At 54.7% G+C, this 11,438-nt stretch carries 9 protein-coding genes and 1 tRNA gene; 7 read left to right on the plus strand and 3 right to left on the minus strand.

All coding sequences use genetic code 11. From position 1 onward, the window contains the following. Positions 1-14: 14 nt before the first annotated feature. The 3 genes from QRN24_RS01140 to sfmF are packed head-to-tail and all read left to right on the plus strand — an operon-like array spanning position 15 to position 4,110. Positions 15-2,576, plus strand: a complete 2,562-nt coding sequence (locus QRN24_RS01140; RefSeq protein ID WP_020885155.1) for a fimbrial biogenesis usher protein — start codon at positions 15-17, stop codon at positions 2,574-2,576. Further along, positions 2,569-3,576: a type 1 fimbria D-mannose specific adhesin FimH gene (gene fimH, locus QRN24_RS01145; RefSeq protein ID WP_020885154.1), complete on the plus strand. Its 1,008-nt coding sequence runs from the start codon at positions 2,569-2,571 to the stop codon at positions 3,574-3,576. The genes QRN24_RS01140 and fimH overlap by 8 nt, the downstream gene beginning before the upstream one ends. Positions 3,577-3,585: 9 nt before the next feature. Next, positions 3,586-4,110: a fimbria assembly protein gene (gene sfmF / locus QRN24_RS01150; RefSeq protein ID WP_020885153.1), complete on the plus strand. Its 525-nt coding sequence runs from the start codon at positions 3,586-3,588 to the stop codon at positions 4,108-4,110. 51 nt (positions 4,111-4,161) lie between these two features. On the opposite strand, the gene fimZ is transcribed toward sfmF, so the two are convergent. The 3 genes from fimZ to QRN24_RS01165 all read right to left on the minus strand — a co-directional run bounded on the left by fimZ (position 4,162) and on the right by QRN24_RS01165 (position 7,046). Next, positions 4,162-4,794, minus strand: a complete 633-nt coding sequence (gene fimZ, locus QRN24_RS01155) for a fimbria biosynthesis transcriptional regulator FimZ (protein ID WP_014168952.1) — start codon at positions 4,792-4,794, stop codon at positions 4,162-4,164. Positions 4,795-5,606: 812 nt separating this feature from the next. Next, positions 5,607-6,323, minus strand: a complete 717-nt coding sequence (locus QRN24_RS01160) for a helix-turn-helix transcriptional regulator (RefSeq protein WP_032677572.1) — start codon at positions 6,321-6,323, stop codon at positions 5,607-5,609. 24 nt (positions 6,324-6,347) lie between these two features. Next, on the minus strand, positions 6,348-7,046 hold the full coding sequence (locus QRN24_RS01165; RefSeq protein WP_279258967.1) for an EAL domain-containing protein: 699 nt from the start codon (positions 7,044-7,046) through the stop codon (positions 6,348-6,350). Positions 7,047-7,324: 278 nt separating this feature from the next. Between QRN24_RS01165 and QRN24_RS01170 the strand changes: the two genes are divergently transcribed. The 4 genes from QRN24_RS01170 (at position 7,325) to QRN24_RS01185 (ending at position 11,389) form a co-directional block, all read left to right on the plus strand. Beyond that, a tRNA-Arg gene (locus QRN24_RS01170) sits at positions 7,325-7,401 on the plus strand. Positions 7,402-7,731: 330 nt separating this feature from the next. Beyond that, the gene (locus QRN24_RS01175) at positions 7,732-8,748 is read left to right on the plus strand and encodes an iron ABC transporter substrate-binding protein (RefSeq protein WP_049023169.1); all 1,017 of its coding nucleotides are present in this window, start codon (positions 7,732-7,734) and stop codon (positions 8,746-8,748) included. A gap of 24 nt (positions 8,749-8,772) precedes the next feature. Next, positions 8,773-10,347, plus strand: coding sequence for an ABC transporter permease (locus tag QRN24_RS01180; protein WP_014168956.1), 1,575 nt, complete (start codon positions 8,773-8,775; stop codon positions 10,345-10,347). Position 10,348: 1 nt separating this feature from the next. Next, positions 10,349-11,389, plus strand: a complete 1,041-nt coding sequence (locus QRN24_RS01185) for an ABC transporter ATP-binding protein (protein ID WP_284942227.1) — start codon at positions 10,349-10,351, stop codon at positions 11,387-11,389. Positions 11,390-11,438: the final 49 nt, after the last annotated feature.

Genomic DNA, 11,438 nt, shown 5'->3' on the forward strand with positions numbered 1-11,438 from the left:
GCAGAGTCAGCGCGATGAATAATCACCAGGGACGTTACTGCCCGGTCGCACTGGCGCTGATGGCAGCGCTCTGGCCACAGGCTGGCTGGAGCGAAAGCTACTTTAACCCGGCCTTCTTGTCCGATGACACCGCCAACGTGGCGGATTTATCGCGTTTTGAACAAGGTCACCAGCAGGCGCCTGGCGTTTATCGCGTGGATATCTGGCGTAACGATGAGTTTATCGCGACGCAGGATGTGCGCTTCGAGCAGGCCGACAATACACCGCCGGTTGCCGGTGGGCTGTCGCCGTGCATTACGCGCGTGATGCTGGAGCGTTTTGGCGTCAATATCGCAGCCTTTCCTGAGCTGGTTAACGTGAAAGGGGAGACCTGTATACCCCTGGCGAAGGCGATTCCCGGCAGTGAGATCGCGTTCAACTTTGCCTCGTTGCGCCTGAATATCAGCCTGCCACAGGTGGCGATGCAGAACAGCGCACGCGGTTATATTCCGCCCGATCAATGGGATGAAGGGATCCCTGCCGCGCTGGTGAACTACAGCTTTACCGGCAACCGCGGGAGCGAGGACGACAGCTATTATCTGAACCTGCAGAGCGGGCTGAACTATGGCGCGTGGCGTTTACGCAATAATGGCGCATGGCGTTACACGCAGAATAACGGGCAGCGGCACAGCAACTGGCAGAATATTGGCACCTGGGCGCAGCGCACCGTGATCCCGCTGAAAAGCGAGCTGGTGCTGGGCGACAGCAATACCGGTAATGACGTTTTCGACAGCGTGGGCTTTCGCGGCGGGCGGCTCTTCTCGTCTGACAGCATGTACCCGGACAGCCTGCAGGGCTACGCGCCAACCGTTCGCGGCATCGCCCGAACGCCCGCCAAAGTGGTCGTTCGACAAAACGGCTACGTTATCTATCAAAGCTATGTACAGCCTGGCGCCTTTGCCATCACCGATCTTAACCCAACCTCGTCAAGCGGTGACCTTGAGGTGACGGTTGAAGAAAAGGATGGCAGCCAGCAGCGCTATACCGTGCCGTATTCCACCGTGCCCCTCCTGCAGCGCGAAGGGCGCTGGAAGTATGACCTGGTGGCCGGGGATTACCGCAGCGGCAACAGCGAACAGGATACGCCATTCTTCACGCAGGGTACGTTAATTACCGGGCTTGGCGACGGCTACACGCTGTACGGCGGTACCCAGCTGGCGTCACGTTATACCGCGGTGGCCATCGGGGCCGGGAAAAACCTCGGTGACTGGGGGGCGGTGTCGCTCGATATCACCCATGCCCGCAGCCAGCTCGCGGATGACAGCCGCCATGAAGGGCAGTCGCTGCGTTTCCTCTATGCAAAATCGCTTAACGGATTCGGAACCAACTTCCAGCTGCTGGGCTACCGCTACTCCACAAAAGGGTTCTACACCCTGGACGATGTCGCGTGGCGTTCGATGGAAGGCTACCAGTATGCCGACAACCAGGATGATGACGGTGTGCCGGATGTGGAGAGTTATCACAACCTGACGTGGAATAAAAAAGGGCGCTTCCAGCTCAATATTTCCCAGTCGCTGGGGGATTACGGCTCGGTCTATATCTCCGGTAGCGAACAGACGTACTGGGGCACCGATGAGTCCAACCTCTGGTATCAGCTGGGGTACGCGGGTGGCGTGAAGGGCGTCAACTACTCCGTGTCCTGGTCATGGAACAAATCGGTCGGGATAGACGGCACGGACCGAATCGCGTCGTTTAACGTCTCCGTACCGTTCAGCCTCTTTACCCGCCAGGGTTTTCGTCGGGACAGCGCCATTGACCGCGCCTATGCCACGGCGTCAGCCAGCCGTAATAGTGATGGCGACACAAGCTGGCAAACCGGGGTCAGTGGGACGTTGCTGGAAGATCGCAACCTGAACTACAGCGTGACCCAGGGCCACACCAGCAATAACGGCTCAAGCGGAAGCGCCAGCGCGAACTGGCAGGCAACCTACGGCACGCTGGGTGTTGGCTACAACTACGCACGCGACCAGCACGATCTCAACTGGCAGCTCTCCGGCGGCGTGGTCGGCCATGCGGATGGCGTAACCTTCAGCCAGCCGCTGGGTGATACCAACGTTCTGATCAAAGCGCCGGGAGCATCGGGCGTGAGCGTGGAAAACCAGACCGGTGTGAAAACCGACTGGCGTGGCTATGCGGTGATGCCGTATGCCACCGTCTACCGCTATAACCGCGTAGCGCTGGATACCAACACCATGAGCAATAACACCGATATCGAAAATAACGTGAGCAGCGTGGTGCCGACAAAAGGGGCGCTGGTGCGCGCCAGCTTTGATACCCGTATTGGCGTGCGCGCCCTGCTGACCGTCACGCGCGGCAACCAGCCTGTGCCATTCGGTGCCGTGGTGCGTGAAACCCAGAGCGGCGTCACCAGTATGGTGGGCGATGACGGACAGATTTACCTGAGCGGCCTGCCGCTGGAAGGTGAACTGCTGATCCAGTGGGGCAACGGGATGCAATCCCAGTGTCGTGCGCACTACAGCTTGCCAGAAAAGAGCCTGCAACAGGCAATCACACTTAAGGGGATTCGCTGTGAGTAAAATCCATTGCCTGGCTTTATCACTTCTCTCTATTTTGCCCGTGGGGAATGCCTTAGCCACCGTGTGTGTGAATGAAAAGGGCGTCCCTACGGAGGTGCATTACGACCTGACGGATAAATTTAACAGTTCGAATAACCAGATCGGACAGGTGGTGACGCTCAGCGAGAAATCGCAGTGGGTGGGGGTGAATGCCGTCTGCCCGAAGGGCACCACCGGGAACACGACCAAACGTAGTTATGTTACCGATTACCCGGTAACGGGAACGAGTGATGGCTATCAGTACCTGAAGCTCAACGACTATCTGGATGGGGCAATGAAAATTACGGACAGCTTTGCTGGCGTATTTTATCCGCCCAAAAGTTACATCCAGATGGGGAGTCACCCGAATGTCTCTAAAAACAAACCGTTTGGCGTTCAGGATTCCAGCCTCGTCTTTCGCCTCAAAGTGACCCGACGGTTTATAAATATGGTGGTGATCCCGCGGGCGACCATGTTCCGCGTCTATGTCACCACTACCTCTTCTGATCCGTTAACCTCGCCGGTCTACACCATCAGCTACAGCGGGACCATTCAGGTGCCACAAAGCTGCGCCATCAATGCGGGGAATATCGTGGAGTTTGACTTCGGCGATATCGGTGCCTCCCTGTTCAGCAAGGCCGGGGCGGGTAACAAACCGGAGGGGGTAACCGCACAAAGCAAAACCATCGCCATCAAATGCACCAACGTGGAAGCGAACGCAATGCTGACGATGCGCGTTGAGGCAGAAAAGGTCTCCAGCAACGCGGTGGTGTCGGATAACCCCGATGTGGGGTTTGTGATTGCCAACGAAAGCGGTACCCCGCTAACGCCCAACAACCTGACCAGCAAAATTCCGTTCCGGCTCGACGACAGTGCGCAGGCGCAGGTGGGGATCCGGGTCTGGCCGGTCAGCGTGACGGGGAATAAGCCTGCGGAAGGCCGTTTTACGTCGCGGGGTTATCTGCGTGTGGATTACGATTAAGGGGAAGAGATGCGGAACCGGAACTGGCATTTCGCCGCGATGACACTGATGATGCTTCACGCCAGCGCGCAGGCAGCCACTGCGCTGGGGGAGATCAATATTCAGATGTACGGCAACATTGTTGATTTTACCTGTGTGGCCGAGGGCAGCGATAGCGACAAGACCGTCACGCTGGGAACCTGGCCCACGAAACAGCTCAGCACCACGGGAAGCCGCACGCAGCCCATGCCGTTTACGCTGAAGCTGACCGGCTGTCCGCCTGGTGCAGCGTCCATCACGTTTTCGGGTAAAGCCGACGGAAGCAATAATGGGTTACTGGCGCTCAATGACGCCAGTACGGCAAGCAACGTTGCCGTCGAGATCAGGGATGCGGATAAAACGCGTCTGGCACTTCAGCAGGCCAGCCAGCCGGTAGCGGTTGATGCGCAGGGAAATGCGACATTGTCATTTTATGCCAATTATATTGCCACTGCTGATAACCCTCAGCCCGGACGGGCTGATGCTGATGCCACCTTCATGATTAATTATAATTAGCGCTGACCGCACTCCCTGCAGCTCGGATAAGCTGCAGGGAGTGAATTCAGGTTATAGCAGTTCGTGTGCTTTGGCATAATCAATTAATTCAACGATGCTTTGCACACCCAGCTTGGAATAAATATTGGATTTATGTGCGCTGATGGTTTTGTTGCTTAATAGCAACTGCTCTGCAATCTCCTTATTGGATAAACCATTTGCCAGGTAACGTAATACCGTCACCTCACGATTCGATAATGGCATATCCGCGACCATCCCTTTCCCCGAACCCAAATGGTTTATAAAATTCAACGTTTCCGACGGGAAAAAAGAATAGCCCATCAGGATCATTTCAACGGCGTTGTAGATCTCGCCCAAATCTTTTCGTTTACTGACAAAACCATTTGCCCCGGCGCGAATGGCGCGTCCCGCGTAAAAAGACTCGGATTTTGAAGAGAGGAACAGGACCTTGATGTCTTTATTTAAGTTTCTGATTCTCTTCAGTAAAGCGAAGCCATCTGTGCCCGTAAGTTCGATGTCCAGGATCACCAGATCGATAGGGTGGTTACGGATACAGTCAAGGACTTCATGGCTGTCGCCAGACTTGAGTTTGACTGTGATGTTTTTATTTTTCTGTAGCAGGACTTCTATCGACATTCTGACGATAGGGTGTTCGTCCATAATGATAACGGATGCCGGTTTCATTTTTAATGCCTCAGACTGTTAAAAGCGTTATGCCGAGTTTGGTTAAAACTCTCGAAATGCCGGAAGGATAAATGTGCAGATCCTTATACCGTAGTATTTCCCTGGAAAGAGCGAAAGCATCCTTGTTAACGTAGTGAAGAAATCTATGCCTCAGCGCGGTCATCTCATTTGGCTGGTGTTGGCAAAAAGGTTTTTCTTATTCATATTTGATACGCGTCTTATTATACCGTGTAAGTTTTTTCCGAAAACCCTGTAAATTACCCCTCGCTTATTACTTTGTATTATCTTCTGGATCCGAATAGCTATTTTTTTAAAATTAGCTTAAATATCCTGTTATCCCATTTACCGCATCTTTTGATCTTTATGTAATAACAAAAAATGACATATCACACTGTATGTTGATCAAATGTTAACAAATCGACGGCCGTTTTCAGGGGCTGAAAGCGGGATCGGATGGCGAAAAAGTGTTCACAGAGGGCACCAGACCTTCGTTTGAAAGTGATCGGGTCGTCGCCGGAAAGGGCACCCGTCGTACAGCAGAACATACTACAGACTTCGCTTTTGACTGCCAGGCAGTCTCGCCGAGCCGCTTGTTTTTACATCATTATCGTCTTATTAACTCCTTTATCAAACACTTAACGCACGGAGGAAAGTGCTGCAGATTATTCATTCTGTGACATTTCACATGGTTTAAGCCCGTAAATTAGGAATAGTTATAAAATTGAAATTATTGTTAAAATTTAACAAATAAGTAACATGATTGATAAGTAAATTCCTAAAGGTCTTTAGGAAATAAGGGCTTAGTGGGTGGGTTAGAAGGTGCAGTCTGAGAGGTTATTGAGAAGGTGCAGCAGTTCCTGGCGATGGGTCAGACCCAGTTTCAACAGAATGCAGCTGAGACGATAGATAATGCGGCTATAGGGGCGATTCTGCATCAACGCTATCTGGCGAAGGGTCTTCCCCCGCGATAACTCCTGCAAAATAGGCCATTCGGTGCGGGAGAACCAGTCTTTATCGCAGCCCTGGGGAGGGCTGGTATCCATCAGGCTGTGCTGGAAAGCAGACGGCGTCAGCTGACGTTCGAGTACGTGAAAAGGGCCCGCCGCTTTGCAGAACAGGCGAGTATCGTAATTATCCGCCCTGACTAACAGATAGGGCGTCAGAAAAGGGGGATAGAGGCTATGCCTTCTGAGCTGATCCAGCTTGTCGATCAGCGCAGTGGAGCGGCTTTCAATATCCACCACCAGACGGGCGGATGGCCACTGGGCCAGGGCGCTAAACGCATCCTCCAGCGTGGGGTAGTCGCAACAGCTGCTCAGGGGAAATTGGCCGTTGAGAAAACCGGTGCGCAGAAAATGATCCTCCGTCACCAGAATGATAAACGGAGCGTCTGTTTTGCGGGGCTGGCTGATGGACTGACTCAAAAATTCGAGCCGGTCGAAGAAGGGGGGAGCAAAAGGCGAGCGCGTAAATCCCAGTGCATCACTTCCTGTACGCCGCCGCCGGTAACGGCGCACTGTCATTCGCATGGCCTCCCCCCTGGAAATGGCTTTTTAATCCTCCGGCCATGTCCAGGACGGCCAGTAATAGCCCTGGCCGAGTTCTGCGCCTGCCTGCAGTGCCCAGGTACAATCTTGCTCAGTCTCAATACCTTCAATAAGCACTTTCCCGGCAAGCTGAAAGCACCGGGACACCAGTTGCCGTAGCGCGGGTGTGGCGCGTAAACGCCAGAAAGCATCCTTATCGATTTTTACGCCGCTTAACGGTAACCGGCAGGATAAAAAGGGCGGGATGAGTGTTTCATCAATGTCATCCAGCCAGATACCGTGACCTTGTCTTATGAGCTGCAACAGGCTCCGGGTAACGGCCTGCCTCTGCGCGGCTGACAGCGTTAAAAAAGCACTGGGGTCGACAAGTTCAATATTCAGCGGCGGACATTTTATCCGGCTAAGCCGCTGAAAAGCGTCGGGCTCTGTCAGGACGGTTATCGGCAGATTAATGAAAAAATTATTACAGTGCGGGGTATTTTTTAACGCGGTGAGCTGTGCTTCAAGCAGCGTTATCGACCAGTCTGCAGACTGATGGCGGAAAAAGGCTTCGCTATGCTGCGTTTCAGACAGGACGCTAAGGACCTCCACGCCGACCCTGCGTAAAGAGGAGAGGGCGACGATGGGCTCAAGTTTGATGCCGACGATGTCCTGAGAAAGGTACTGTAACCGGGGGGGCGTATAGGTCAGGTTTTGCGCTGTCACTCCATGGTCCTGTTGTCTGTCAGCCTCCAGGCGGCCGGGATACCTCACACTAGTGTGACGAGCTGACGCTCAGGAAAACAGCAGGCGTTACTTAAATGCAACTAAGCCTTTTCGCAGCGCGAAATTCTACGACGGAAAAGCGATGAATGTTGAAAAAACAGCCGTATTTACAATCGGCTAGCGGTAATTGCCCCTGAAAGCCGAAAAGGCATTGACTCACCTGTCATTGACCGTATAATTCCAGGCGTTTCACCACCGCGAAGTTCACTCTTCTCAGTGCGCCCTTAGCTCAGTTGGATAGAGCAACGGCCTTCTAAGCCGTAGGTCGTAGGTTCGAATCCTACAGGGCGTGCCATTTACTGCCTTCACCCTTTTTCGCATCCACTCTCCCGTTTTACGCTAAATACACGTTTATGCCGATCTCATTCTGTCGATTAAATAATCGGGAAATAAATAGAACGCTAATGAATATTTGTTATTTTTCCAGCCTAAGGTTTTCTTAATCTTTATTTCATCCATTTTTATAATCTGGATTTTTATCATATTTATCCGCTGTATAAGAATATTTTACACTTTTACGACTAAACTTGATTGATACTAATTATCATTAGCGTTTTTGTATGCTTTAATCCTGTCCCACAACGCTATGCGTGGTAAATCACCCTGGTCTATAAAGGATATGTTCATGAATTCTCGCCTGTTGTCATGCTTCTCGCTTGCCTTGTTGTCTTCATCTCTTTTCCTTTCCACACAAGCACTTGCCGCTGATAACAACGAAGGTATCGTTGTTTATAACGCGCAGCATGAAAATCTGGTGAAGGCGTGGGTAGACGGTTTTACCAAAGAAACGGGTATTAAGGTGACGCTGCGTAATGGCGATGACAGCGAGCTGGGTAACCAGCTGGTTCAGGAAGGCACGGCATCACCTGCAGACGTGTTTCTGACGGAAAACTCGCCTTCAATGGTTCTGGTGGATAATGCCAAACTGTTCGCGCCACTGGATGCAGAGACCCTGAAGCAGGTGCCTGCGGAATTTCGTCCTGCGCACGGCCGCTGGATCGGGATTGCTGCGCGTAGCACGGTGTTTGTCTATAACCCGGAAAAATTAAGCGAAAAGCAATTGCCAACATCGCTGATGGATCTGGCGAAACCTGAGTGGAAAGGCCGCTGGGCGGCATCGCCGTCAGGCGCGGATTTCCAGGCGATCGTAAGTGCGATGCTGGCCCTGAAAGGCGAGCAGGCCACCCTTGAGTGGCTGAAGGCGATGAAAACCAATTTTGTGGCCTACAAAGGTAACAGCACCGTGATGAAAGCCGTTAACGCCGGCCAGATTGATGGCGGTGTGATTTATCACTACTACCGTTTTGTCGATCAGTCCAAAACGGGTGAAAACAGCAAAAACACCCAACTCTACTACTTCAAACATCAGGATCCGGGTGCCTTTGTCAGCCTTTCCGGCGGTGGCGTACTGGCGTCCAGCAAACACAAAGAACAGGCTCAGGCATTCATCAAGTGGATCACCGGCAAAGAAGGTCAGGAGAGCCTGCGCACCAATAACGCGTTTGAATATGCGGTTGGCGTGAACGCGGCCTCTAACCCGAAACTGGTTCCGCTGAAAGATCTGGATGCGCCGAAAGTGGAACCTTCAACGCTTAACAGCAAAAAAGTTATCGAGCTGATGACGCAAGCCGGCCTGCTGTGATCCTGAGAGTTAAGTGAACGCCTTATGTCTGGTCTGAGTCTCGACATCGGAAAAAACAGGATGCAGGAGCCTGCCCGCAGGCGACCTGCGCTGCCGATGGTTGCGTTAGCTGTCTTATTTTCATTAATGGCGCTTCTGCCTCTGGGTTTTATCATTGCCATTGGCATTGAGACGGGCTGGGAGACCATTAAGACGCTGGTGTTCCGCCCGCGTGTTGCTGAACTGCTCAGCAACACGCTGTGGCTGACGGCCTTAGCGGTTCCGCTTTGTATTGTGACCGGCGTGGCGATAGCCTGGCTCACGGAGCGTACCCGGCTGGCCGGGCGGGGAATATGGTCTGCGCTGGCGGTCGCCCCGCTGGCAATCCCCGCGTTTGTACAAAGCTATGCCTGGGTGAGCGTCGTCCCCTCCCTGCACGGTCTTTCCGCGGGAGTATTTCTCTCTGTTTTAGCCTACTACCCGTTTATCTACATGCCGGTTGCCGCGGTACTGCGCCGCCTCGACCCGACGCTTGAAGATGTGGCCGCGTCGCTCGGCACGCCGCCGTGGCGGGTCTTTTTCCGCGTAGTGCTGCCGCAGCTCAAGCTTGCTATCTGCGGCGGGGCGCTGCTGGTCGCGCTGCACCTGCTGGCGGAATACGGCCTGTACGTGATGATCCGCTTTGATACGTTCACCACCGCGATTTATGACCAGTTTCAGTCTACCTTCAGCGGCCCGGCAGCCAATATGCTGGCGGGCGTGCTGGCCTTATGCTGTCTGGCCATCTTAATGCTGGAAGGGGTGACGCGCGGAAAAGCACGCTATGCGCGCATCGGCGGCGGGGCCGCACGTGAACAGAAACGCTGGCCGCTGAAGCCGGTCGCGGCCACGCTGGGCCAGCTGTTTTTCCTCACGCTGATCGTGCTGGCGCTGGGCGTACCGTTAATTGTGCTGTGTCGCTGGGTCTGGCTGGGCGGTATTGAGAACTGGATGAGCGCGGACCTCTGGCACTCCCTGCGCCAGACGCTCATGCTCGGCGTGGGTGGTGCACTGCTGACCACGGCCTGCGTGATCCCCATTGCGTGGCTTGGTATCCGTTATCCGCACCGCGTCTTCCGGATGCTGGAAGGGTGTATCTACATCACCAGCTCGCTGCCGGGGATTGTGACCGCTCTCGCGCTGGTAACGGTGACGATTCATTACGCCCGCCCCATTTATCAGACGGAAATTACGCTCTTCCTCGCCTATCTGCTGATGTTTATGCCCCGCGCGCTCATCAACCTGCGGGCCGGGATTGCACAGGCGCCGGTAGAGCTGGAAAACGTGGCGCGTAGCCTTGGCAGCACGCCTGCGAAGGCGCTGTGGAGCGTCACCATGCGGCTGGCCGCGCCGGGTGCCGCCGCGGGGGCTGCGCTTGTTTTTCTCGGCGTCAGCAACGAACTGACCGCCACGCTGCTGCTCTCCCCGCTGGGAACACGCACGCTTTCCACCGGTTTCTGGGCGCTGACCAGTGAGATCGATTATGTTGCCGCCGCACCGTACGCGATGCTGATGATCCTGATTTCACTCCCGCTGACCGCCATCCTCTACGTGCAGTCGAAAAAAATTGCAGGACTATGACATGCTTGAATTAACGTCTATTTCTAAATCCTTTTCCGGTGTGCAGGTGCTCGACAGCTTAAACCTGAGCGTTGCGCCGGGGAGCCGGACGGCGATAGTCGGGCCGTCCGGGTCAGGGAAAACGACGCTGCTGCGCATTCTTGCCGGCTTTGAAACGCCGGACGCCGGGCGGATAGTGATGCAGGGCCGAACGCTGTTTGACGAAAACAGCTTCGTTCCCGCCCATCTGCGCGGCATCGGCTTTGTTCCCCAGGAGGGCGCGTTATTCCCGCATCTCAGCGTTGCAGACAACATTGCCTGGGGGCTGGACGGCACGCGCCACGAAAAGCGCCAGCGCGTAGAGGCACTGATGGAGATGGTGTCGCTGGACAGGCAGCTCGCGACCCACTGGCCGCATGAGATTTCTGGCGGACAGCAGCAGCGTGTGGCGCTCGCCCGCGCGCTGGCTCAGCGTCCTTCATTGATGCTGCTGGATGAGCCGTTCTCGGCGCTCGATACCGGTCTTCGCGCCATGACCCGCAAAGCGACCGCTGACCTGCTGGCGGAAGCGGGCGTTGCCTCGATTCTGGTGACGCACGATCAAAACGAAGCGTTATCTTTTGCCACCCAGGTGGCGGTAATGCGTTCCGGGCGCTTCACCCAGGTGGGTACCCCGTATGACGTCTACACTCAGCCCGTTGATGAAGAGACCGCGCTGTTTCTGGGCGACGCGGTGATCCTGCCCGCTCAGCTTACCGCCGGCCATGCGGTGTGCGCGCTGGGTGAGATACCCACCAACAATACGCATGCCACCGGGCAGGGCCTCGTCATGATGCGCCCAGAACAACTGCGCGTGACGGCGTGCGCGCCGCATGAAAGCCCGGTGTCGATAATTGATGTCGATTTTACCGGTCATTTGTCCACGCTCACCCTGGCGTTTGCCGGGCATCAGGAGCCTGTTGTTCTGAAGACCGTAAGCCAGCCTGGCTGGAATCCGGGTACGGCTGTGCGTATTGATGTTGCGGGAACCGCCCGCGTTTTATCGTTCTCCCGCAGCGCCTGAAAGACCGTCCCGGAAACGGGGCGGTTATGCCATGCTATCCCGTCCATAC

The sequence above is a fragment of the Enterobacter sp. MEB024 genome (genome assembly GCF_030209635.1).
GTDB classification, from domain to species: domain Bacteria; phylum Pseudomonadota; class Gammaproteobacteria; order Enterobacterales; family Enterobacteriaceae; genus Enterobacter; species Enterobacter ludwigii.